The organism is Pseudoroseicyclus aestuarii (genome assembly GCF_003217255.1).
GTDB classification, from domain to species: domain Bacteria; phylum Pseudomonadota; class Alphaproteobacteria; order Rhodobacterales; family Rhodobacteraceae; genus Pseudoroseicyclus; species Pseudoroseicyclus aestuarii.
The window spans coordinates 236,710-260,021 of the sequence record NZ_QJTE01000004.1 but is presented as its reverse complement, the minus strand read 5'-3'; the positions used below and the strand labels follow the sequence as shown (position 1 = coordinate 260,021).

The 23,312-nt window shown below is 68.2% G+C and carries 22 protein-coding genes and 1 pseudogene; 8 read left to right on the top strand and 15 right to left on the bottom strand.

The window, feature by feature from the left end:
• Nucleotides 1–106 precede the first annotated feature (106 nt).
• Entirely contained in the window at nucleotides 107–985 is an 879-nt protein-coding gene (locus tag DFP88_RS13085; protein WP_110815140.1) for a LysR family transcriptional regulator, read from the bottom strand.
• Between the two features lie 98 nt (nucleotides 986–1,083).
• Here DFP88_RS13085 and DFP88_RS13080 point away from each other — a divergent pair, with 98 nt between their 5' ends.
• Nucleotides 1,084–2,406 (top strand): serine hydroxymethyltransferase, encoded by a 1,323-nt coding sequence (locus tag DFP88_RS13080; protein ID WP_110815139.1) that lies wholly within the window; start codon nucleotides 1,084–1,086, stop codon nucleotides 2,404–2,406.
• 270 nt (nucleotides 2,407–2,676) lie between these two features.
• On the opposite strand, the pseudogene DFP88_RS13075 reads toward DFP88_RS13080, so the two are convergent.
• Nucleotides 2,677–3,363: pseudogene (locus DFP88_RS13075) on the bottom strand (tyrosine-type recombinase/integrase).
• 266 nt (nucleotides 3,364–3,629) lie between these two features.
• Entirely contained in the window at nucleotides 3,630–3,968 is a 339-nt protein-coding gene (locus DFP88_RS13070) for an EthD domain-containing protein (protein WP_110815138.1), read from the bottom strand.
• A gap of 114 nt (nucleotides 3,969–4,082) precedes the next feature.
• On the opposite strand from DFP88_RS13070, the gene DFP88_RS13065 reads away from it, so the two are divergent.
• Nucleotides 4,083–5,018: an AraC family transcriptional regulator gene (locus DFP88_RS13065; protein ID WP_110815137.1), complete on the top strand. Its 936-nt coding sequence runs from the start codon at nucleotides 4,083–4,085 to the stop codon at nucleotides 5,016–5,018.
• A gap of 70 nt (nucleotides 5,019–5,088) precedes the next feature.
• Here DFP88_RS13065 and DFP88_RS13060 read toward each other — a convergent pair whose 3' ends face one another.
• Nucleotides 5,089–6,354, bottom strand: a complete 1,266-nt coding sequence (locus DFP88_RS13060) for a sensor histidine kinase (RefSeq protein ID WP_110815136.1) — start codon at nucleotides 6,352–6,354, stop codon at nucleotides 5,089–5,091.
• The gene (locus tag DFP88_RS13055; RefSeq protein WP_110815135.1) at nucleotides 6,351–7,007 is read right to left on the bottom strand and encodes a response regulator; all 657 of its coding nucleotides are present in this window, start codon (nucleotides 7,005–7,007) and stop codon (nucleotides 6,351–6,353) included. The genes DFP88_RS13060 and DFP88_RS13055 overlap by 4 nt, the downstream gene beginning before the upstream one ends.
• 97 nt (nucleotides 7,008–7,104) lie before the next feature.
• Between DFP88_RS13055 and DFP88_RS13050 the strand changes: the two genes are divergently transcribed.
• From DFP88_RS13050 to DFP88_RS13030, 5 genes are all read left to right on the top strand, one after another.
• The gene (locus DFP88_RS13050; RefSeq protein ID WP_110815134.1) at nucleotides 7,105–7,662 is read left to right on the top strand and encodes a dual specificity protein phosphatase family protein; all 558 of its coding nucleotides are present in this window, start codon (nucleotides 7,105–7,107) and stop codon (nucleotides 7,660–7,662) included.
• 10 nt (nucleotides 7,663–7,672) lie between these two features.
• Complete coding sequence (locus DFP88_RS13045; RefSeq protein WP_110815133.1) at nucleotides 7,673–8,239, top strand: methyltransferase family protein; 567 nt, start codon at nucleotides 7,673–7,675, stop codon at nucleotides 8,237–8,239.
• 537 nt (nucleotides 8,240–8,776) lie between these two features.
• Entirely contained in the window at nucleotides 8,777–9,838 is a 1,062-nt protein-coding gene (locus DFP88_RS13040; protein ID WP_110815132.1) for a zinc ABC transporter substrate-binding protein, read from the top strand.
• Between the two features lie 215 nt (nucleotides 9,839–10,053).
• Nucleotides 10,054–10,719, top strand: a complete 666-nt coding sequence (locus DFP88_RS13035) for a DUF1007 family protein (protein WP_110815131.1) — start codon at nucleotides 10,054–10,056, stop codon at nucleotides 10,717–10,719.
• Nucleotides 10,701–11,648 (top strand): nickel/cobalt transporter, encoded by a 948-nt coding sequence (locus tag DFP88_RS13030; protein ID WP_110815130.1) that lies wholly within the window; start codon nucleotides 10,701–10,703, stop codon nucleotides 11,646–11,648. The genes DFP88_RS13035 and DFP88_RS13030 overlap by 19 nt, the downstream gene beginning before the upstream one ends.
• Nucleotides 11,649–11,774: 126 nt before the next feature.
• Here the strand turns inward: DFP88_RS13030 and DFP88_RS13025 are convergent, their stop codons facing one another.
• A complete protein-coding gene (locus DFP88_RS13025; RefSeq protein WP_342767729.1) occupies nucleotides 11,775–12,128 on the bottom strand; it encodes a metal-sensitive transcriptional regulator in 354 nt (117 codons plus the stop codon).
• 97 nt (nucleotides 12,129–12,225) lie between these two features.
• Between DFP88_RS13025 and DFP88_RS13020 the strand changes: the two genes are divergently transcribed.
• Nucleotides 12,226–13,026, top strand: a complete 801-nt coding sequence (locus DFP88_RS13020; RefSeq protein WP_110815250.1) for a MauE/DoxX family redox-associated membrane protein — start codon at nucleotides 12,226–12,228, stop codon at nucleotides 13,024–13,026.
• A gap of 36 nt (nucleotides 13,027–13,062) precedes the next feature.
• On the opposite strand, the gene DFP88_RS13015 is transcribed toward DFP88_RS13020, so the two are convergent.
• The 9 genes from DFP88_RS13015 to DFP88_RS12975 form a co-directional block, all read right to left on the bottom strand.
• Nucleotides 13,063–13,983: an ABC transporter ATP-binding protein gene (locus DFP88_RS13015; protein WP_110815129.1), complete on the bottom strand. Its 921-nt coding sequence runs from the start codon at nucleotides 13,981–13,983 to the stop codon at nucleotides 13,063–13,065.
• The gene (locus tag DFP88_RS13010; RefSeq protein WP_110815128.1) at nucleotides 13,980–15,017 is read right to left on the bottom strand and encodes an ABC transporter ATP-binding protein; all 1,038 of its coding nucleotides are present in this window, start codon (nucleotides 15,015–15,017) and stop codon (nucleotides 13,980–13,982) included. The genes DFP88_RS13015 and DFP88_RS13010 overlap by 4 nt, the downstream gene beginning before the upstream one ends.
• Nucleotides 15,014–15,877, bottom strand: a complete 864-nt coding sequence (locus tag DFP88_RS13005) for an ABC transporter permease (RefSeq protein ID WP_110815127.1) — start codon at nucleotides 15,875–15,877, stop codon at nucleotides 15,014–15,016. The genes DFP88_RS13010 and DFP88_RS13005 overlap by 4 nt, the downstream gene beginning before the upstream one ends.
• A gap of 4 nt (nucleotides 15,878–15,881) precedes the next feature.
• Nucleotides 15,882–16,886 carry an ABC transporter permease gene (locus DFP88_RS13000; protein WP_110815126.1) on the bottom strand — a complete coding sequence of 335 codons (1,005 nt, stop codon included), beginning with the start codon at nucleotides 16,884–16,886 and terminating at the stop codon, nucleotides 15,882–15,884.
• Between the two features lie 77 nt (nucleotides 16,887–16,963).
• Nucleotides 16,964–18,886 (bottom strand): ABC transporter substrate-binding protein, encoded by a 1,923-nt coding sequence (locus DFP88_RS12995; protein ID WP_110815125.1) that lies wholly within the window; start codon nucleotides 18,884–18,886, stop codon nucleotides 16,964–16,966.
• Nucleotides 18,887–18,977: 91 nt separating this feature from the next.
• Nucleotides 18,978–19,163, bottom strand: coding sequence for a cbb3-type cytochrome oxidase assembly protein CcoS (gene ccoS, locus DFP88_RS12990; protein ID WP_110815124.1), 186 nt, complete (start codon nucleotides 19,161–19,163; stop codon nucleotides 18,978–18,980).
• On the bottom strand, nucleotides 19,160–21,304 hold the full coding sequence (locus DFP88_RS12985; RefSeq protein WP_110815123.1) for a heavy metal translocating P-type ATPase: 2,145 nt from the start codon (nucleotides 21,302–21,304) through the stop codon (nucleotides 19,160–19,162). The genes ccoS and DFP88_RS12985 overlap by 4 nt, the downstream gene beginning before the upstream one ends.
• Entirely contained in the window at nucleotides 21,301–21,762 is a 462-nt protein-coding gene (locus DFP88_RS12980) for a FixH family protein (protein ID WP_110815122.1), read from the bottom strand. The genes DFP88_RS12985 and DFP88_RS12980 overlap by 4 nt, the downstream gene beginning before the upstream one ends.
• Entirely contained in the window at nucleotides 21,759–23,291 is a 1,533-nt protein-coding gene (locus DFP88_RS12975) for a 4Fe-4S dicluster domain-containing protein (RefSeq protein ID WP_110815121.1), read from the bottom strand. Before DFP88_RS12975 ends, DFP88_RS12980 begins: the two co-directional genes overlap by 4 nt.
• Between the last annotated feature and the right edge of the window lie 21 nt (nucleotides 23,292–23,312).

Below are 23,312 nucleotides of genomic sequence, written 5' to 3'. Positions count from 1 at the left end.
ATCCTGACATTCGCACTCGAGGTAATAGCCGCCCGAAAGGCCCATAGCCGACATTCCAAGCCGGCCAAACGATTGACCGCTTCTTACTCGCCTGGCCCACTTCCGTTCAACGCAGATCGCGCAGCGTTTTCAGCAGCTCCCGGTGGCGGGTCAAATCCAGGCCCGGCAAGGCCCAGGCGCTGATCGCCTCGGGGGCCCTGACGCCTGCCCCGAGCGGGGCGACAAGGGTCCCGGCCTCGAGGTGCCTGGCCACCAGCGCCCGCCGCGCAATCAGGACACCCGCGCCGTTCAGCGCCTCCTCGACAGCGACCGCGTAGAGAGAAAAGACCGGTCCGCGAGGGGCGAAGGCCTGCCCGGACAGCGCCGAGGCCGCCCACGTTGTCCAGTCGTCGGCCCATATGGCGTCTGTCAGGCAGGTCATCGTCCGCAGATCATCGGGCGTCCGCATCATCGGGGCCAGGTCGGGGGCGCATACCGGAAGGATCTCGTCGTCGGTGATGCGTCCGCTCATGTCACGACGATCATCGACGTAGAACAGGGAAATGTCGAAGGGGACGCGCTTCAGGTTCGGTGGCGTTTCGACGGCGGTGACGGAGAGCTCGACACCCGGCATCGCCGTGCGCAGGGCAGGGAGGCGTGGCGCCAGCCACAGCTGCGCGAGCGCCGGCAGGGTGGCAATGTGAATGCGCTTCGGCGCCGCGTCCTGCCGCAGCGCCTGCACGGCCTCCCCCAGTCGGTCGAATGCCTCGACGAAGCCCGGCAGCGCCCGCGCCCCGATCTCGGTCAGCTGCACGCCCTGGGCATTCCGCTTGAAGAGCGGGGCTCCGACCTCGCTCTCGAGGTTTTTGATCTGCGCCGCCACGGCGCCGGGCGTGACCCGCAGTTCCTCAGCGGCGAGGGCGAAGCCACCGAGCCTGGCGGACGCCTCGAAGGCCCTCAGGGCATTGAGCGACGGGAGGCGGGGAAAGGGCGGCGCAACAGACATATCATGCTCATTTTTTCTAAGCCTATTATTCCTGAAATCTGCGTTGCCGGAAAGCCGGGATCTGCCGAGGATTGCGTCAACCGGATTGGAGACCTCAGATGACCATTCAAGACCTTCGCCCCTGGCTGCCCGAAACCGTTGCCAACCGCATTGCCGAGATCAGTGCAGAGACCGGGCGCGCCCCGTCGGATCGGCTCGAAGCGCGTGTCGTTGCGCTCGCAGAACGCAACCGCGCCATCCACGAGCGCGAATGCTTCAACCTCAATCCCGCGACCAACGTCATGAACCCCCGGGCCGAGGCGATCCTCGCCAGTGGGCTCGGATCGCGACCATCGCTCGGTTACCCCGGAGACAAGTACGAGATGGGGCTCGAGGCGATCGAGGAAATCGAGGTGATCGCCGCACAGCTCGCGGCCGAGATCTTCCACGCCCGGCACGCCGAGATCCGTGTGGCCTCCGGTGCGCTCGCCAACCTCTACGCCTTCATGGCCACCTGCGCGCCGGGCAATGCGATTATCGCGCCGCCGGCCAGCATCGGCGGGCACGTGACGCATCACGGCGCCGGCTGCGCCGGCCTTTACCACCTCAAGACGCATGCCGCGCCGGTGAATGCCGACGGCTACACCGTCGACCTCGACCGGCTGCGCGACCTTGCCCTTGAGGTCCGGCCCAAGCTCATCACCATCGGGATGAGCCTGAACCTCTTCCCGCATCCGATCCGCGAGATCCGCGCCATCGCGGACGAGGTCGGCGCGAAGGTCCTGTTCGACGCCGCCCACCAATGCGGCATGATCGCGGGCGGCGTCTTCGCGGACCCGCTGGCTGAGGGCGCCCACCTGATGACCATGAGCACCTACAAGAGCCTCGGTGGTCCGGCAGGCGGCCTCATCGTGACCAACGATGATGACTTGGCGCAGCGGCTCGAGCAGATCGCCTTCCCCGGGCTGACCGCGAACTTCGACGTCGCGAAATCCGCCGCGCTCGCGATCGGGCTGCTGGACTGGCGGGAGTTCGGTGTCGCCTATGCCGAGGCGATGGTCTCGACCTCCCGGGCATTGGCCGAGGCTCTCGCGGCCGAGGGCATGCCGGTCTTCGCAACCTCGCAGGGCTACACCGGCTCGCACCAGTTTGCGCTCGAGGCCGCGGCCTTCGGGGGCGGGCAAGCCGCGTCGAAACACCTGCGCAAAGCCAACCTCCTTGCCTGTGGCATCGGCCTGCCGGTCGCGCCCGTCGACGGAGACCTTAATGGCCTGCGCCTGGGCACGCCAGAGCTCTGCCGCTGGGGCATGACGGACCATGACATGGCGCAGCTGGCAAACTTCATCGCCCGGGCCCTGCGATCATCGCAGCCCGAAACGCTGGCACCGGATGTCGCCGCGTGGCGCGGGGGGTTTGACCGGCTCCACTTCATCCGAGGGTAAGGATCTGATCCGGGGGAAACTCCGGACGGAAGGCGTAGGCCAGGACTTTGTCGGGGTGACCCCGCCTGCTGATGCCCCGCCGAGGAGGCGCAGACCGGACGTTCGTTAAGCAAGCGGCGAAGGTCCGGTCTGCGCCCTTGACGCCATGTGCTGTAGCTCGCGCGATTGTCGTGGATGGGCTCGAAACCGCAGTTCGCTGCAGGCTACTCAAAGGTCCGCTAAGGGCCGGAAACGGCTGGCACCCAACTCCGCGCTGAGGTCCCCTCTGGATCAAGAGCGCCTGGGTACGTGTAGGGCACTGACTGTACCGTGTGAGGCCGAAGATTGAATCTCGACTTCTTCGGATATTGCCACGGCGTCTTCGGGTTCGACCACGAGGTAGCGGACGGGGCTGTTCCCCTTCCTATGTCCGAGTTGGAGCTGGACGGCGCTAAGGGTGCCGGCTTTGCGGTAGATCTGTGCCAACTTGGTCCGGCGCATAGAAGGGGTACCGTATGAGCTCGGCTCCAGGCCGATTGAGGTAACCCAGCCTCGGACGAGGCAAGCATACTGGCGGGTCGAGATGTGGAGCCGCTCGTGGAACCGCCCCGGCCATTGAAGTTCCGAGCCGACCAGTTCGAGATCTTCGAGCCAGTCAAAGAGGAGCTTCCGCGGGCCATCGGTGATCTCGAAGCGGACCGGTTGCCGGGCCTTGCATTGGAGGACCGAGGCTCACTCCTTCACCTGACCCGCCGCGAAGACGTCGGCGATCCGGAGATAGATGAGATCGCAGCCTCGCAGTTTGCTGTCGATTGCCAGATTGAAGAGGGCGAGATCACCGGCACGGTCGGCGAGCTCGATCCGCACGCGGATTGCCGAGACGTGTTTTGGCAGGAGCAGGCGTTTTGGGCCCACGATGCGGCCCTTGTTCCAGGCTGGCCGATACGTGCGGATTGCGGGAAGGGTCGAGGCAGGCATGGCAATTTCTCCGGTGCGCCTGGCTCCTCCCATCATCGGCACCGTATCGGTGCCACAGGATAGCAAGCCGCGATGCCGGAAGTCCGCCCCGAGCCAAATATGACTGCGCTGGTCTTAGGAGGCTTCGCCAGTCGCTGCACGGCCGCGTTTGTCGTGATCGGCTATCGCAGACCTCCCTAGCCCCTCCAATCTGCGCCGCGGCGTGCCGAAAGCGGAGGTCGTCGGCTTCGCCATCTGCGGTGTCAGCCAGACGCGTCATCGATCCGTCACTCGACGAGGATGATCTCTTCCGTCACGACTTGCTCAAAGGACGTCGGGTCGACGAAGTTCGCATGGTCGGGATCAACCTTGGTGCGGAAGCCGTCCGACTGAAACATGGCGATCATGTCGTGTGCCGTATCGAACCAGACCTCGACCATGGCGTCGAACCGCGGTTCCTCTGCGCCGGCCGGTGGGATTGCCGGATAGGATACGACGAGGCGGCGCATGAGTTCGGCCTCTGGAATAGACAGGAGGATAGGGGCGTGGACATCGCGCCGGTAGTCGCGGAACGCCTGCACGTCCATCCCCGCTCGACGCTTGAAAGTCATCACGAGCTTGATCATCGAAATCTCCTTGTAGGCAATCGGAAGCGGCCCTTGCCGTGATGCGGAGATAGCTACCGGTGATCGGACGCGCTATGCGATGACGTCCCTATAATATTCGCGATCGTCCCGCTCATGGCAGCCGACCCCTTTTCCGATATCCTGTCGTTCATGAAGCCGCGCACCTCGGTCGTCGGTGGGTTCGATTTCGGCGGCGACTGGGGGATCAGGTTCGGCAAGCACAGCGGGCTGAAGTGCTTCGCCCTCGTTTCGGGAGCCGCATGGCTTCAGGTCGACGACCAGCCCGAGCAGATAGAATTGTCGGCGGGAGATTGCGTCCTGCTGCCGCATGGGCGCGGCTTCACCGTGTCGAGGGGGTCGGCCGTCGATGCCATGCCGATCTCGTCGCTCCCCGACGAGGGTTGGAACGGGGGCATCGCCACAGTGAACGGGGGCGGCGACACGATGATGCTCGGCGGGCACTTCGACTTCACCGGCGCGCATTCGGACCTGCTGCTCGGTTCCATGCAGGTGATCGCCCCCCTTCGCGACGGCGATGACCGGGTCGGGTTGATGTGGACACTGGATCGGATGAGACGCGAGCTCGTCGATGTCGGCCCGGGTGCGTCGCTCGTGGTTCGAAACCTGGCCCATCTTGTTCTCGTCCAGGCGCTCCGGCTCTACCTGTCGCAGGAGCGAGACCGGGGCGTCGGTTGGCTCTTCGCTATAGGTGATGAGCGGATCGGACCGGCGATCGCCGCGATCCACCGTGATCCGGGGGCGAAGTGGACGCTGCCACACCTTGCACAGATTGCCGGGATGTCCCGGTCGAGATTTGCGCAGCGCTTCCGGACCGTCTGTGGCTCTGCGCCGATCGCATACCTGACGCAGTGGCGCATGATGCTGGCCTGTGACCGTCTGCTCAGCGGAGACGAGACGATCTCGCAAATTGCCGTTTCTCTCGGATACGAGTCGGATGCCGCTTTCAGCACTGCGTTCAGGCGGCTCGTCGGCATGGCGCCGGGAGCCTATGGTCGAAAGGGTCGCCAAGCGGCGCCTCACTTGCAATGACTGGCTGATCTGTCGCGCTCGGAAGGTTCGCACAGCAGGCCTTCGTTTTCTGTCGATAGTCCCCGCCTCGTCAGGATCGCTCCCGTGCGCTTGCGACGAGCAGATCGACCTGCGCTTCGAACCCGTCCCTCTGCCCGGGTGCAGGGGACGCGAGATGGAGCGTCAGGTCGTGATTTCGGCAGATCGCGGCGACGATGGCCAGCCCCAGACCCGAGCCCTGACTGCGCGCGCCGGCTCGTTCGAAGCGACGTGTGAGGAGGGGCAGCCGCTCCGGAGCGACAATGGGTCCGGCGTTCACCACCGTCAGTCTGCCGGCCTCCGACAGCGTGATGCGGGGCTCGTGGCCGTGCCGGGCGGCGTTCTCGGCGAGGTTGCGCGTGAGGATCGCCAGTGCGTCGGGGTCCATCCGCACCGGAAGGGCCTCTGGCCCGGTCAGGGGCAAGCGCAGGTCGTCCGCAACCATGCGCAGGATCGGCACTGCATCGATGGCATGAGAGGGGCCGGGCACGTTCTCGGCCCGGGCCAGCTGCAGCAACTTCTCCATCAGCCGGGCCACGCGCTTCAGTTCCGCCTCCACCGTGACGGCACGGTCGCGCAGGGGGCCGTCGGCCTCGGCCAGCAGGCGCTGGACATGCGCCAATGTGGCCGCGATGGGGGTGCGCAGTTCATGCGCGGCATTCGCCGAGAACGCCCGCTCCGCTTCCAGCGCCGTGTCCAGAGTCCCCATCAGCCGGTTCACGGCATCGCGGATCGGCAGCATTTCGGCCTTCAGGTCAGGGGTTGTCAGGGGGTGCAGATCCTCCGGCGCGCGGGCCGCCACCTCGGCCGAAAGGGCGGTGACGCTTTGAAAGCTGCGGCCTGTGAACCAGGCGATGCCGAGAAGCGACAGCGGCAGCAGCACCAGCGCCGGAACCAGCAACGACAGCAGGATGCCGCGCCCTGCCTCGCGCCGCTCTTCCAGCGGGCTGGCCACGTCGAGGCTGCGGCTCCCATCTGTGCGGACAAAGTGGCGGTGATCGTCGATCGTGCTGAACCCCTCGGGCGCGGGGGTGGCGAAGACGGCATCCTCCGCGTCTCCCGAGCGCCGGACGATGCTGCCGGCGTCGCGCAGCACCCAGGTCAGCAGCACCTCCGCCTCGGCTGGAAGATCCTGTGCGCCGCTCTGCAGGGCCAGCGGCAGGATGCGGTCGGCGGTCTCCTCCAGCAGACTGTCGTAGACCTCGCCCATCTCCTCGCGGACGATCACCGACGCGCCCAGCATCGCCAGCACCCAAAGCGCCGTCAGCCCAAGTCCCAGGCCGAGCACCAGGTCGCGGCGCAGGCTGCGCACCCTCATCGTGCGATCCGGTAGCCGAGGCCGCGCAACGTCTCCACGCTGTCCCGGCCCAGCTTCTTGCGAAGGCGGCTGACATAGACCTCGATCGTGTTGCTCTCGACCTCGGCGTCGAAGGAGTAGAGCCGATCCTCGATGCGGGACTTCGCGACGGTGCTGCCGCGGTTCTGAAGCAGCGTCTCCAGAACGATCCATTCGCGCTGGCTCAGATCCACCGCCCCCCCCGGTCCGTCGATGCGGCGTTGCGCCAGATCGACGGCGAAGGGTCCGAGGCGCAGGTGCGGGTTCGGGTTCCCGGCATAGCGGCGCGCGACCGCGCCAATGCGGGCTGAAAGCTCCGTCAGGTCGAAGGGCTTCACGAGGTAATCGTCCGCCCCGGCGTTCAGCCCGTCGATCCGATCTGTGATGCGGTCCATCGCCGTCAGGATGATGACCGGCACCGCCGCGCCCCCGCGCCGCAACTCGCGCAGCACCGTCAGCCCCGCGCCGTCGGGCAGCATCATGTCCAGGAGCAGCAGATCGTAGCGCATGGTTGCCAGGTGATCCCGTGCCTCCGCGAGGTCCATCGCCCAGTCCGGCACGTGACCCTCCGCCGCGATCTGGTCGCGCACGGCCGATCCAAGGCCTTCGTCGTCTTCGATCAGCAAGATCCGCATCCCCCGATCATAGCCTGCGGCCCGGGCCGCGCCAGCCATTCAGGTTCGCGTCAGCTTGGCGCGCGATAGGGGGCGGGCAATCACACGGACCCCGACAATGAAGCCCCTCCTGCGCCGCGCCGCCGTCGCCTGTTCTCTGTGCCTTGCCGTGCCGGGCGGGTACCTTGGCTACCTTCAAGCCAGCGGCAATTTCCACCCCGTCGTAGTGGGCGAGGCCTATCGCTCGGCCCAGCCCGATGCTGCCGATCTGCGCGGATGGGTGCAGGACAGCGGCATCCGCAGCGTCATCAACCTGCGCGGCGCGCATGAGGGCACGGCCTGGTACGACGAGGAGGTCGCGGCATCGAATAGCCTTGGCCTGGCCCACTACGATTTCGCGATGTCAGCCAGCAAGGGGCTGGATCGCACACAGGCCGCCGCCTTGATCGCGCTGCTTCGCGACGCACCGAAGCCGGTGCTGATCCATTGCATGTCGGGCGCCGACCGCAGCGGCCTCGCCTCGGCGCTATATCTGGCGGATCACGGGCAGGACGAGGAGGTGGCCGAGGCGCAGATTTCCTTCCGCTATGGCCATATCTCCCTTCCCCACACCGCCGCATGGCCGATCGACCAGAGCTGGGAGGCTCTGGAAGGCTGGCTCGGCTATGCCTCGTAGGGGGGGCATCATGACCGCGACCATTGCCCGACCGTTCAACCAGAAGATCCGTATCCTCGCGCTGCGACTGGCCTTCCTTGGCCTGCTTCCGCTGACCCTCTTCACCCGTCCCGCGATCTCCGGCGGTGCGGCGGACCTGCTGGAAACGGCAGGCATCCTGGCCATCCTGCTGGCGGTGCTGGGCCGCTTCTGGGCCATCCTCTACATCGGTGGGCGCAAGAACCGGACCCTTCTGCGAGAGGGGCCGTATTCGATCTGCCGTCACCCGCTCTACCTGTTCTCCACCATCGGCGCGACGGGCTTCGGTCTGATGCTGGAAAGCGTGACGCTGGCGGCGGTGATGGGAGGGGCGGCATTCGTGATCCTGTCCCTGACCGCATCGCGCGAGGAACGCTTCCTGCGCGCTGCCTTCGCCGGCTATGCGGACTATGCCCGCGAGGTGCCGCGCATGCTGCCCGCCCTACGTCTGTTCCACACTCCCGCTTGCCTGACGGTCGACACGGGCACACTGGCAGGCAACGCTGCCGATGCGCTGGTCTTCGTCACGCTCATACCGCTGGCGGAGCTGCTGCGGTGAGTCGGGGCAATGCATCTCGTGCCCACAATCCCGTTGTTCTGAGACTCCGATGGTCTCACAAAGCCTCGTCCGAGAACGGCTGCGGCGGGCCAGAGCACCGAACGCCAGCTTTGGGCCGATAGTACTAGCTACTTACGGCATGGTTCAGCATCATGCCTTCTGCTCAACGGTGGTGGACACCTTACACCCAACACATTGATCTAACTGGAATTGCTTCAGCGTGATTGGTGGACACCTACAGCAACAATTACAAGGGCTTCAGGGCGTGATCCGACGCCGCCCCCGGGCACCACTCCTCTCCTAAAGCCAATCGTCTTTGGAGCGGCCTAACAGGGCTCCCAGCCCGGAAAACCGAGGCGCCGTTCAGGCCCGGCGCTTGCCCGCGACGGGCATAGGCGAAGCGGGCACCGCGCTGGCAAGGTGCGCCGTCCGGCCGGCTCATCGGATTTTCGACCCTCGGGGTTGCCCATGTCTCGTATTGATACGTTATACTGTATCATGTATGGCTTCGACACGGTCGTCCAGAAGGAGAGACAGATGCCCAACCGCCTTCACCAGACAGTCATCGCGAGCCTGCTCGCCTCGGCCTGCGCGATGCCCGCCGCGGCGGATGTGCCGCAGGTTTCGGCCGATATCGGCCCGGTTCACGGCCTCGTCGCCCGGGTCATGCAGGGGCTGGGGGAGCCCGCGCTTATCGTGCGGCAGGGCGCCACGCCCCACGGCTATTCGCTCAGCCCGTCCGAGGCGCGTGCGCTGCAGGAGTCGGACCTCGTCTTCTGGGTCGGACCGGAGCTCGAGCCCTGGCTGGGCGGGGTGATCGAGACCCTTGCCGGCGATGCGGAGGTGATCGCGCTTCTCGACGCGCCGGGCACCGAAACGCTGCCCTTCTGCCAGGGGGCGACCTTCGAAGCCCACGACCACGGGGATCATGACCATGGCGAGCATGACCACGGTGACCACGACCACGGGGATCATGACCATGGCGAGCATGACCACGAGCACGGCGATCACGATCACGCCCATGAGGACGCGGATGCCGATGCCCACGTGGAGCACGGGGACGAAGGCCACCACCATTCCCACGACGGAGCGGATCCCCACGCCTGGCTCGATCCGCACAATGCGCAGGTCTGGCTCGGCGTGATCGCCGAGGCGCTGGCCGAAGCCGATCCCGAGAATGCCGCGACCTACGAGGCGAACGCGGAAGAGGGCAGGGCAGAGATCGAGACGGCTGCCGAGGAGGTCCGCGCCTCGCTCGCTCCGGTCCAGGGGCTTGAGTTCGTCGTCTTCCACGACGCCTACCAGTATTTCGAGACCAGCTTCGGCATGACGGCGGCGGGCGCGATTTCGGTCGGCGACGCCTCCGACCCGAGCCCGGCCCGCGTGGCGGAGATCCGCGAGACGGTGGAAGAGCTGGGCGTGAGCTGCGTCTTCTCGGAGCCCCAGTTCAATCAGGGCCTCGTCGAGACGGTGCTCGAGGGCGCCGATGGGCATTCCGGCACCATCGACCCCCTTGGCAGCGACATCGCGCTCGGCCCGGACTTCTACCCGGCGTTCCTGACCGCCATCGGCGAGGCGATCGTCTCCTGCGCCGAGTGAGGCAGAGGGCCGCTGCAGCTACCGGCTGCGCGGGCCGGCCAAGGCCGGGACCAGCCGCCCCTCGCGGCCGGCTGGTCCCTCTCCCGCGTCACGTCCGGGCAGGGCGCGGGAGGCGCGCTCGCCAGCCGCGCGCGGCGGCAGGCCCCGGCATCGTTCCGCTCGCACCCGGAGCATGCATTTGCGGGACGGGGCGCGGGCGGATAACAGATGGCCCCATGGCCAGACGCGACCTCCTGCTCTCCTTGGTGATCCTCGCCGGTGCGGCGGGAAGCGCGGCCGCGCATCCGCATATCTTCATCGACACCCGCTTCGACCTCGTCATCGAGGAGGGGCAGCTCGTGGCCGTGCGGATCGACTGGACCTACGACGAGTTCTACACGCTGCTGATGATCGAGGAGAGCGATCTGGATGCCGACGGCGACGGGGTGCCCGAGCAGGATCGCCTCGATGCCTTCGCCGGGCAGGACGTCGACTGGGAGGCCGGCTTTCCGGGCGATTTCAGCGTCACGCGGGACGGGGCCGAGGTGACCCTGGACCGTCCGACGGACCATGCCGCCAGCTTCGAGGGTGATCGCATCACGACATCCCACACCCGCCGCCTTGCTGAACCCCTTGCCCTCGCCGGGGCGGATATCGTCGCGCGCTCCTACGATCCGACGTATTTCGTGGCCTACGAGGTTCCGGGCGAGCCCGGCGTCATTGGCCGCGACGACTGCCAGCTGACGCGCACGGAGGCGGATACCGATGCGGCGCAGCAGGAATACGGCGACAGGCTCGCCGCCATCGACATGGGGGAGGACCCCTTCGAAGTGATCGAGATTCCCGACATCGGCGTCCTCTTCGCCGACAGCTTCAGGCTGACATGCGACGCGCCCTCCTGATCGCACCCGCAGCGGTGCTGGTGGCGGCGCTCGTCTGGGTGCTGGCCAGCGGCGTCGACATGCGGGTGGCCGCCTGGGCCGCGGGTTGGCAGCGCGATTTCCAGACATCGCTTGCCGGAACGCTGCGGGCGCTGCGCGCGGGCGAGCCCGGGGCGGTCACCCTCTTTCTCGGCATCTGCTTCGCCTACGGCTTCTTCCATGCCGTGGGCCCGGGCCATGGCAAGCTGCTTATCGGGGGCTACGGGTTGGGACGGCGGGTGGCGCTGCTTCGCCTTGCGGGGATCGCGGTGATCTCCTCCCTGGGGCAGGCGGCGACGGCGATCCTGCTGGTGCTCGTGGGGCTGCTGCTGGTGGGCTTCACCCGCCAGCAACTCACGGGCGCGGCAGAGACCCTGATGCTCCCCGCGAGCACCCTGGCCGTGGCCGGCATCGGGCTGTGGCTGGTGATCCGCGGCCTGATCTCCCTCTGGCGGCTCTGGAAGACCAGCGCCCCTGCCGGGGAGGCGCTGCAGGAATGCTCTCACGGGCATGCCCACCATCACGACCACGGTCACGACCACGATCATTGCGGCTGCGGCCATCGTCACGCGCCGACCCTCGACGAGGTCGAGCGGGCGGGCGGTCTGCGCGACATGCTGATGCTGGTCGGCGGCGTGGCGATCCGCCCCTGCTCCGGCGCGATCCTGCTGCTCGTTCTGTCCGCCTACATGGACCTTCTGCCTATGGGCATCCTCGGAACCCTGTCCATGGCCCTCGGGACGGCGACGGTGACGGTGGCGGTCGCCATCGCCAGCGTCTTCGTCCGCGAAAGCACGCTGCGCTCCTTCGGGGGCGGGACCGGCGCCCTGCGCCTCCTTCCCGTCGTCGAGATCGCTGCAGGGGCGGCGATCTGCCTCGTCTCCCTTGAGGTGCTGGCCCGGCTGATCTAGGCGCCGCGACACGCAGCAGGCCGCGCGGGCGTTGGGCCTAATCTGGGCCCCAATCGAGGAAAGCGCGCGGGTGGCGCAACCCTGCTCCAGGGGCGGGAACTGGCGCGAGCCGTTCCCTCGATGCGGTCAGCCGCGCGCCTTGTCGAGAAGGTCCAGAAGCTCGGTGAACTTCGCCCTCTGGTCCTCCCGGTCGCCGGAGGCGAGGGCATCCTCGATGCAATGGGCGGCGTGATCGTCGATCAGCAGTTTCTCGACCCCCTTGAGGGCGGCGCGGACGGCGGCGATCTGCGTCAGGATATCGACGCAGTAGCGGTCGTCCTCGACCATCCGGGTGACCCCCCGGACCTGTCCTTCGAGGCGCTTCAGGCGCTTGAGCGCGGCTTCGCGGTTTTCATGCATGCCGGGATATAAGGGGACGCGGGCGGTCGATGTCGAGAGGCGCGCGCAAAGATCGCCGGCCCCCTTGAAGATACCCCCCATGGGTATAGGTCTGTCGCCGTGGGCGGCACAGCCGGTGCCCCACGAGGTCCCCGGCCCGCCCCGGGGACAAGACAGACCAGACATGCCGGAGGCCCCCATGCCCAAGGACATCCTAGAAGGTACACGCAACGTCTCTGACGTCAGCGGCGATCCCGCCGCCGCCGCGACCGGGAAGACCGCCGTGCTCTACCGCATGGCGCTGCCGGGCCACCTCTGCCCCTCGGGGCAGAAGGCGCGATGGCTGCTGGACCGGCAAGGCTACGAGGTCGACGACCGGCTGTTCCGCAGCCGCGACGAGGTTGATGCCTTCAAGGCGCGCCACGACGTCCCGACCACGCCGCAGGTCTGGATCGAGGGGGAGCGTGTCGGCGGCTACGACGCGCTGCGCCAGCAGCTGACCGGCTACGACCCCAAGGCCACGACCTACAGCCCCGTCATCATCCTTTTTGCGGTGGCGGCGGCGACGGCGCTGGCGCTTTCCGTCGGGTTTCTCGGCGCGGTGACCTGGCAGACGCTGGGCTGGTTCGTCTCGATCTCGATGATCCTGCTGGGCATGCAGAAGCTGCGCGATATCGAGAGCTTCAGCACCATGTTCCTGAACTACGACGTTCTGGCGCGGCGCTGGGTCCCCTACGGCTACATCTACCCCTGGGTCGAGACGGGCGCCGGCGTGCTGATGGCCGGGATGCTGCTGACATGGCTCGCCGCGCCGGCCGCGCTCGTCGTCTCGACCATCGGCGCCTGGAGCGTGTTCAAGGCGGTCTATATCGACAAGCGCAAGCTCAAGTGCGCCTGCGTCGGCGGCGGCTCCAACGTGCCGCTGGGCTTCGTCAGCCTGAGCGAGAACCTCGCGATGATGGGCATGGCCCTCGTGATGCTGTGGCGGCTGCTGGCCTGAGGGCGGGGGTGTTAGCGGGCGCCGGGACGCGCCCCGTCAGCCCGCCCGCCTGACGCTGTGCCCCTCTCCGAGGTCGATCATCCGGCTGTCCCGCGCGACCTCCAGCGCCTCCTGGCTGGCCTCAAACAGGTCCTGCGCGGGCGCGAGGTTGCCTTGCCCGGCATCGGCCGCCGAGAGGACCGAGGCCTTGAGCAGCCGCGAATAGGGGTGCTGCGGCGCGTTCAGAACCCGCCGCGCCGGCCCCGTCTCGACCACGCGGCCCTTCTGCATGATCATGATCCGGTCCGAGATGTAGTAGGCCGTGGCAAGGTCGTGGGTGATGTAGATCACCGTGACGCCCTTGTCGTCGCGCAGGCGGCGCAGGAGGTTCACGATCGCCATGCGCAGCGAGGCATCGACCATCGAGACCGGCTCGTCCGCGATCAGGATCCGCGCCTCGCAGACCAGCGCCCGGGCGATGGCGGCGCGCTGCAGCTGGCCGCCCGACAGCTCGTGCGGGTAGCGGCCGCGGATCTCCTCGAGCGAGAGGCCGACATCCACCAGCGCCGCATCCATCGCCGCCTCGATCTCGGCGCGGCGGGTCAAGCTGCGAAAGGCGCGCGCGGTCGAGGCGAGGTAGCGGTCCACGCGTTTCAGCGGGTTGAAGGCCTCGAAGGGGTTCTGGAACACCGGCTGCACCGCGGACATGAAGGCATGCCGCTGCGCGCCGAAGCGCCCCGCGCCGACCGGCTGTCCCAGATGCCGGATCTCGCCCCGCGTCGGCGTCTCCAGCCCCAGGATCAGCCGCGCCAGCGTCGTCTTGCCCGAGCCGGATTCGCCGACGATGGTGAAGATCTCGGGCCGGTCCTGCAGCAGCGTGACATCGATGTCGACGACCGCCTCGATCTGCTCGCGCGACAGCAGCCCGCCCATCGGAAAGCTCTTGGAGACGGCATCGACCTCGAGAAGCGCGCTCATGCCTGCACCATGGCGGTCTGGCCCGTCTCGCCGGGGATCAGCAGCGGCCTGACGTCCTCGGCCCGCCAGCAGGCGGATCTGTGGCGCTGGCCGACGGCCTCCAGCGGCGGCACCTCGCGGGCGCAGCGCTCGATCGCCAGCGGGCAGCGCGGGTGAAAGCGGCAGCCCCTTGGCGGATTGGCGAGGCTCGGCGGGCGCCCCTCCAGCGCGGGGCGGGGCCGGGTGTCGCCGATCACCGGCAGGCTGGCGACGAGATGGGCGGTATAGGGGTGGCGCGACCGGGTGAAGAGGGTGCGCGTCGGCCCCTCCTCGACCAGCCGGCCGGCGTAGATGATGCCGATCCGGTCGGCCATGTTGGCATGGACCGACATGTCATGCGTGACGAAGATGATCGAGGCGCCCATGTCCTGCTGCACGGTGCGCAGCAGCGACAGCACGTCCTTCTGCACCACCACGTCCAGCGCCGTCGTCGGCTCGTCCGCGATCATGAAGTCGGGGCGGCAGACGGTGGCCAGCCCGATGGTCACGCGCTGGCGCATCCCGCCCGACAGCTCGTGCGGATAGGCGCGCAGCACGCTTTTCGGAAGGCGCAGGTGATCGAGATGCTCCTCGATCCGGTCGCGGTAGGCGGCGCCGCTCAGGCCCAGCGGGCGCTGGGCGAAGTCGCGGAACGTGCGTTCGATCCGGCGCACCGGGTTCAGCACGCTCATCGAGCCTTGCATGATGTAGCTCAGGTGCCTCCAGCGGATGGCGCGGATCTCGGCCTCGCTGGCGGTGGTCGGATCGATGCCCTTGCCGCCGAAATCGTAGCGCGCGCTGCCGCCGACCACGCGCAGCGGCGGCCGCGTCGCGGCGGCGAGGACCTTGATCAGGCTGGTCTTCCCGCTCGAGCTTTCGCCGGCGATGCCGTAGACCTCGCCGCGTTCGATCTGCAGGCTGATGTCGTCGACGGCGCGCACCTCGAGGTGCTGGCCAAATTGGCAGATCTGGTAATAGGCCTTCAGGCCCTCGACCGTCAGGATCGGGCCCGTCATTCGGCGCCTCCCATGCGGCGCAGGCGGCTGCGCGGATCGATGTGCTCGTTGATCGAGACCGCCAGCAGGAACAGGCCCAGGAAGGTCAGGATGATCAGGATGACGGGGATCATGATCCACCACCAAGTGCCGACCAGCATCGCCGAATGGCTGTTGGCCCAGTAGAGCGTCGTGCCGATGGTCGGGATGTTGAGGTTGGTGAAGCCCAGCACGCCCAGCGTCACCTCGAAGCCGATCGACCAGATCATGTTGGCCATGGCGGTCGAGAAGATGATCGGCATGACGTAGGGCAGATGCTCCTCGACCATGATGCGCACCGGGCCCATGCCGGCGAATGTCGCTTGCCGCGTGAACTCCCGATGCCGCAGTCCCAGCGCGACGGAGCGGATCAGCCGCGCGTCGAAGGCCCAGCCGAGGCAGGCCATGATCAGCGCCAGCGTGTAGGTGTCCAGATCGTTGCGCAGGACGAAGTAGAACAGGATCAGGATCGGGAAGATCGGCAGGGCGACGAAGATGTCGTTGAAGAACATCAGCACCCGGTCGGTCATTCCGCCCATGTAGCCCGCCGTCATCCCCACCACGATGGAGATCACGCGGCTGAGGACCGCGACGATCAGGCCGAAGACCAGCGTGTTGCGAAAGGCGAAGCTGAGGTTCCAGAACAGGTCCTGCCCGCGCGAATTGGTCCCGAACCAGTAGGTAAGGGAGGGCGGCTGATCGGGGATCACGACGTAGATCTGCTCGGGCGCATAGGGCGAGAAGAAGCTCAGGCCCGAGTAGAGCACGATCACCGTCACCAGGATGCTGCCGATGCGGAACTCGATGTTGTAGCGGAAGAGGTCGCGGATCGTGGTCAGCATGCCCTCAGCCCACCTTCACGCGCGGATCGAGCAGCGGGTGCAGCAGGTCGATCACGAAGATCGCCGCCGCCACGGCGATGACCGCGACGCAGGACACGGCCAGAACGAGGCCAGAGTCGCCGCCATTCACCGCACGGATCAGCAGTGTGCCGAGGCCGGGATAGGAAAAGACCTGCTCGGTAATGATGGTGCCGGAAAAGATGCCCCCCAGCGCCATCGCCAGCGCCGTCAGCTGCGGCACCAGCGCGTTGCGGATGACGTAGCCGCCGACGATGGTCCCCCTGCGGACGCCCGCGAGCTCGGCATAGGTGACGTAGTCTTCCGTGACGATGTTCGAGACCAGCGCCCGCATCCCGAGAAACCAGGTCCCGATCCCCGCCAGCACCAGCGAGGCGGCCGGCAGCAGCGCGTGCCAGAGGACCGTGAGGATGAAATCCAGCGTCCAGGCTGGCCTGATCTCCATCGCGAAGCCGCCGGAGATCGGCATGACGGGCCAGATGTAGCCGAAGAGGACCACCATCAGAAAAGCGGTGATGTAGTAGGGGATCGGCTGGATGCCGATGGCGATCACGCCGAACCCCTTGAGCAGGCGCGAATTCTGGTAGTAGCCCGCCAGCCCGCCGAGGATATTGCCCAGCAGCCAGGCCAGGACGATGGCCACCGTCAGCAGGCCCACGGTCCAGGGCAGGGCGCGCATCACCAGCTCCATCGCCGGGGTCGGAAAGGCGATCAGCGAGGGGCCGAGGTCGCCGCGGATGAAGCGCGACCAGAAGTTCAGGTACTGCTGCCAGAGCGGCTCGTCGAAGCCGAAAAGCTCGGTCAGCGTGGCGCGCAGGGACTCGATGGCCGCGGGCGAGAAGCTCGACTGCCCCGAGACCCGGCCGATGATCGTCTCGACCGGCGAGATGGGCGAGAAATGCGCCACCAGAAAGGCCGCCGAGGTTCCAGCGAAGACCACCACGGCAAGCTGAATCAACCGTTTGAGGGCGAAGAAGGCATAGGATCTCATGGCGGCGTCCTGTCGGTGACGACGATCTAAGGGGGGCTGCGCGGGGGGCATCCGGCCGGGGCCGGATGCCCGGCGGCTCAGTCGCCCTCGGTCTGGCCGGCGGGCCTCAGCTGGGTGAAGATGTACTTCGAGTTCGCCCAGTTGTTGACGATATTGGCGTAGGGCCGCTCCTCGGCGGTGGGGAAGCCTTCCCAATATTCCGTGTCGTAGACCGAGAAGACGTTGTAGGCCATCATCGGGATCACCGGCATCTCATCGACCATGAGCCGCACGAAATCGCGCCCCAGCTCAAGGTTGCGGGGATCGGTGAACTCGGTCGTACGGACCTCCTCGATGATCCCGTCCAGCGCGGGGCTGCTCCAGCGCTGCCAGTTCCGCGCGGGCTGTCTTTCGCCCGGCTCGACCACGAAGTCCGAATGCCAGCTGTCGAGGAAGTAGCTGAGATCGGGATCGCCGCCCCAGGTCTCGATCGACCAGGCGGTGGCGACGTCGTAATCGCCCAGCGGCAGGGTCGAGGCGAAGATCTGCGGATCGGCCACCGGCGTCACCTCGATCCCGGCCTGCGTCCATTGCTGCGCGATCATCGTGCCCATGCGGTTGATGACGCCGTCAGTGAAGGTGTTCACCTCGAACTCGAAGGGCTCGCCCTCGGGCGTCATCCAGCCGCCGCGGCCTTCGGTGAAGCCCGCCGCCTCCAGCAGCGTCGCTGCCGCCTCGAGATCCTGGCGCCACCAGCCGAAGCCGAAGGCGCGCTGGATCGCGGCCTCCTCGGTGGGGACATCCTCGCCGAACTGAGGGCGGACCATCTCGGCGATCTGGCTGCCGATGCTCGGGTCGTAGGGCTGGATCGTCTCGCCGTTGCCGAGGTCCAGCTCGTAATCGATGAGCCAGTCCTGCATCGGCGCATGGTAGTCGTCCGGATGCGTCCCGGTCGGCGGCATCGCGATGGCCGAGAGCGTCGCCGCCCCCCGGTAAGAGGCCATGGAGATCGCCCGCGCGTCCAGCATCAGCGCCAGCGCCCAGCGCACCCGACGATCGTCGAAGGGCGCGCGCTGGGTGTTGAAGATGACCATCGGCAGGGTCGGATCGGGATGGGCGTAGGGAAAGCCCGGAAACCAGCCGCGCGCCGTCTCGCGATCCTCGATGATCGAGAAGGTCGCCTCGGGCGTCAGGTCGTGGATCACGTCGAGATTGCCGTTCGCCATCTCGATCAGCCGGTTGTCCGGCGTCGGGATGCTGCGGTAGATCACGTATTGCGGCCCCGGCTCGCCCCATTCGGCCAGCGCGGTGCGATCCCAGTCCTCGCGCTTTTCCCAAGCGTACCAGTAGCCGTTGGGATCGAAGGAATGCAGCGTGTATGGCCCTAGGCCGACCGGCGGGTTGAACTGGAAGGCCATCACGTCCTCGACTTCCGAAAAGACGTGTTCTGGCATGATCCATGCGCCGTTCCAGCGCACCGAGAACAGCGCGTGAAAGCGCGAGTTCGGCTCTTGCAGGGTGAAGCGGACGGTATAATCGTCCACCGCCTCGACCGTCTCGACCACGTCCGAGAAGGCCGCGCTCCAGGTCATGCCGGGCGTTTCCATCTGCGTCTCGACGGTGAAGACGACGTCTTCGGCGGTGAACTCCTCGCCGTCGCTCCAGTAGATGCCCTCGCGCAGGTCCACCGTCATCTCGGTGAAGTCGTCGTTGTACTGCCATGTCTCGGCGGCAAGCTGGTTGTAGAGCGGGCCGTCCAGCCCCTCGTCGGGGTCGATGAACCACAGCGTGTCCATCACCAGCTGGTGCAGGCCGGTGGACCAGCCCGCGCCGTTGCCGGCGACCCAGATGTTGAAGTTCGGTGGATTGGTGGCCGGCGGTTCGGGGTTCTGCAGGATCAGCGTCTGATCACGCGGAAATTCGGTGATCGGGGGGGCGGCCCCCTCTTCCTGGCCGATGGCGGCGCCAGCACAGGCCGCAAGGGCCAGCGACGATGCCGTCGCAAGCGCGGTAAACCTCATCACGTTCTCCTCCCTGGTGCCGACGCGTGACGATGACGCCGGCAGGATCAGGCTACCGAGACCGTATAAGTTGTCAACGATTTCGCACGCTCTACCGAGGGGAGGTGTCTGACTGGCCGGGCGGTCGGGGCGCCTCGTCCCAACGCTCGTCCAGCACGCGGTGCCGGTCGCCTTCGGCATCGTCGTATTGGGCGGCGCGCATGGTCCAGACGAAGCCGGCAAGACCGACGAGGCCCAGCCCGACCGAGACCGGGATCAGCACGGCAAGGACGTTCATCGCAGCCTCCGCGCCGCGTTCAGCGAGACGGTCAGCGAAGACAGCGACATCGCCAGCGCCGCCAGCAGCGGCGTCGCAAGGCCGGCCAGCGCCACCGGAACGGCGATCACGTTGTAGCCCAGCGACAGGGCGATGTTCTGCCGCATCCGTCCCAGGCTCCGGCGGCTGATCGACAGCAATTCGGGGATCCGGGTCAGCTGCCCCGACAGCAGCACCACATCCGCAGCCTTCTGCGCGGCGTCGAGGCCCGATCCCAGCGCGACCGAGGCATGGGCGAGGGAGAGCGCGCCGGTGTCGTTCAGCCCGTCGCCGACCATCAGGACGCGCCGACCGGTCGCGCTGCGGGCGCGGATCCAATCCGCCTTCTCCTCGGGCGTCATCGCGGCCTGCAGGGTTTCGATGCCAAGGCTCTCTGCCACCCGCCGGCAGGGCAGGGCGGTGTCGCCCGACAGCAGCGCCACCTCCAGCCCCTGCCGGTGCAGCGCGGCGACGGCTGCGGCGGCATCCGGGCGCAGCGCCTCCTCGAAGGTGAAGAGGGTCGGTGTGCCGCTGCCGTCGTCCAGCGCGACGCCGTCGCCCGAGGCGCCGATCCACGAGGGGCGGCCAAGGCGGATCACTCGCCCCTCGTGCCGCGCCTCGATCCCCAGACCCGCACGCTCCTGCGCGTCCTGCACCGGGGCGGGGGCGATCCCGGCCTCCTCTGCGGCGCGGGCGATGGCGCGCGAATAGGGATGGGAGGACCCCGCGGCCAATGCCGCGGCCAGGGCGAGCGCCTCGCGCGGCGGGGCGCTCGTCAGCCGCGCCTCGCCGGTGGTCAGCGTGCCGGTCTTGTCGAAGACCACGAGGTCGATCGCCGCCGTCCGCTCGAGCGCGGTGCGCGACTTGACCAGAAGGCCGCGGCGGAACAGCCGCCCCGTCGCCACCACCGAGACCGCCGGAATGGCGAGGCCCAGCGCGCAGGGGCAGGTGATGACCAGCACCGAGATCGCGACGTCGAGCGCGCGCCAGGCCTCGCTCGTTCCGGCCCACCAGCCGGCGAAGGCCACCAGCCCCAGCAGATGCACCAGCGGCGCATAGGCGCGGGCGGCGCGGTCGGCGAGGCCGGTGAAGCGAGAGCGTTGCATCTCGGCCGTGGCGACGAGGTCGGACAGCCGGTTCAGGGCCGTGTCCTTCCCCGCGCGCAGCACCCGCAGGGTCAGGGCCCCGGACAGCGCCACCTCGCCGGCCATCAGGCTGTCGCCGGGCGCGACGGGAACGGGCGCCGATTCCCCGGTCAGGGCAGAGCGGTCGATGTCGCTGCGCCCCTCTGTCACGATGCCGTCGGCGGGCAGCCTGTCGCCGGGACGCAGCGCGATCACGTCCCCCGCGACGAGGCTGTCCGAGCGGACGACGCGGCGCCCGTCCTCGGTCAGCAGCACGGCCTGCGGCACGTTCAGCGCCGCAAGCTCTGCCGCGGCAGAGCGGGCGGCACTGCGCCCGGCATGGTCCAGCGTGCGCCCGATCAGCAGGAAGAAGGTCAGCGCCAGCGCAGCGTCGAACCAGCTGTGCCCCGCCGATCCCGTCAGCGCCCCGACAAGCGAGGCGCCCGCGGCCAGAGCGATGGCAAGCGAGATCGGCACGTCCATGTTCAGCCGCCCGTGCCGCAGCGCCCCCAGCGCCGAGGCGAAGAAGGGCCGCGCGGCATAGGCCACGGCGGGCAGGGCGATGGCCGCCGAGATCAGGTGAAACAGGCGCGCCGTGGCATCCGCCGCGCCGGACCAGACGGCGACGGACAGCAGCATGACGTTCATCATCGCGAAGCCGGCGATGCCGGTGCGCAGCAGCAGGTCGCGCAGGCCGCCGTCCTGCCGCGCCGTGGCCCCCTCGCCAAGCTCCTGCGCGCGGTGCCCGGCGGCGGCCAGCGCGGCGATCAGGCGGTCGGCCTCTAGGTTGGTGCCCTTGGCCACGACCTGCTTGCGCGAAAGGTTCACCCGCGCCTCCTGCAGGCCGGGCTGCGCGTGCAGCGTACCCTCGACCGAGGCGATGCAGGCGGCGCAGCTGATGTCCGGCAGGTGCAGGACGATGCCCTGCGGCGCGGGTCTGCGTGCCGCCGCCTCGGCAATCTGGGCGGCGCCGCCGCAGGCGGGGCAGGCGGCGGTCATGGCGCGACCTCGAGGGTCAGGGCCTGCACGAAGGGCGCGCCGCCGGTCTCGCCCTGCAGGTCGATGCGCCAGCGGCCGGGCGCCAGCAGCAGCGGCGCGCGGCCGCGGGCGTCGAAGTCCAGGGCATGGTCCTGCCGCCGCATGGTCGGCCGCCCCACCACGGCCGAGAAGCGCGCGGGATCGACGGTGCCGCCCGCCGCGTCATGCACGGCGAGGCGCAGGATACCATCCGCGTAGCTGACCTGCGGCGTCCATCCCAGCGCCTCCTGCGCCTCGCGGCGGCGGTCGAAGCTTTGGCTCGCGACGTAGGAATTGGCGACCTCCATGCCGGAAAAGGTCCGCACCGCGGTGAAGGCGAGCACGAGGTTCACGGCGATGATCACGCCGAAGGCCCCGAGGAACATCGCAAGGACATGGCGCCCGGTCAGGCCGCCGGCGGGTTTGCTGTTTGTGATCATCGGGCCTCTCCGGTGAAGGTGGTGGCGATGCGCGCCGTCTCGCCGGTCATGGCGTCGCGGGCGGCGATCTCGAAGCCGGTGCGGGCCGCTTCGGCCGGCGCGGTGCCGGGGGCGGCGGTGACATAGACGCGGATGGCGCGCTGCGTGTCGGCCTGAACCGGCACCGCCTCCGTGCCCGCCCCCTCGACCGAAAGGACCAGCGCCTCCGGCCCCTCCAGCGTCAGCGCGATCTCCTGCGCCGCGCCCTCGCGGTTGCGCAGGCGCAGGTCGTAGGCGTTGCGGATGCTGCCGTCCGAGAGGGTGACGAAGGTCGGGTTGCGCACCGGCGCGACGGTCAGCTGCAGCATCGGGCGCAGCAGAAGCGCGGCGATCAGCCCGGCCCCGATGGCGGCCCAGAGGCCGAAGTACAGGATGTTGCGGGGCCGCAGCACGCTGCGCCGGAGCGGCGTCTCCTCCGCCTGCTCCGCCCCGGCGTCGGAGAGGGCGACGTAGTCGATCAGCCCGCGCGGGCGGCCGACCTTCTCCATCACCTCGTCGCAGGCGTCGATGCAGAGCGCGCAGGTGATGCAGGCCATCTGCTGGCCGTCGCGGATGTCGATGCCCATGGGGCAGACGTTGACGCAGGCATTGCAGTCGATGCAGTCGCCGGGGCCTTCCGCGCCGGCGCCCGGCGCGGCGCCGAGCACGGCGCGCCCCTCGCGGATCTGCAGCGGCAGCACGGGAGAGCGTCCGCCGATCTGCGGGCCGGCGGCGCGCGTCACCTCCTGCGGCGCCTCTACCTTGCCGCCCTTGCGCTTGAGGCCGCGGCCCCGCGGCTCTCCGCGCCGGTCGCGGTAGGCGACCGTCAGCGTGCCTTCGTCCATCATCGCGCCCTGGATGCGCGGCCAGGGGCAGGCATAGATGCAGATCTGCTCGCGCATGAAGCCGCCGAAGGTGAAGGTCGTGGCCGTCAGCAGGGCGATGGTCGCCCAGGCCACCGGCGGCGCCGAGAAGGTCGCGAGATCCCGCGCCAGCATCGGCGCATCGGCGAGGTAGAAGACCCATGCCCCGCCCGTCAGGACCGAGATCACCAACCAGAGCGTCCATTTCGTCAGCCGCAGCCGCGCCTTGCGCGCGCTCCAGGGCGCCTGGTGCAGGCGCAGCCGGGCGTTGCGGTCGCCCTCGACCCGGCGCTCGACCAGCAGGAAGAGATCGGTCCAGACGGTCTGCGGGCAGGTATAGCCGCACCAGACCCGGCCCAGCGCGGCGGTAAAGAGAAACAGCCCCAGCCCCGCCATGATCAGAAGGCCGGCGACGAAGTAGAATTCGTGCGGCCAGATCTCGATCCACAGGAAGTAGAAGCGCCGGTTGGCGAGATCGACCAGCACCGCCTGGTCGGGCAGGGCCGGGCCGCGATCCCAGCGCAGCAAGGGGGTCAGGTAATAGACCGCGAGCGTCAGCGCCATGATCTGCCACTTCAGGCGGCGGTAGAAGCCCGAGACCCGGCGCGGAAAGATCGGCACCCGCGGGGCATAAAGAGAAGAGGCCATGACGTGACTCCCGATTGGTCC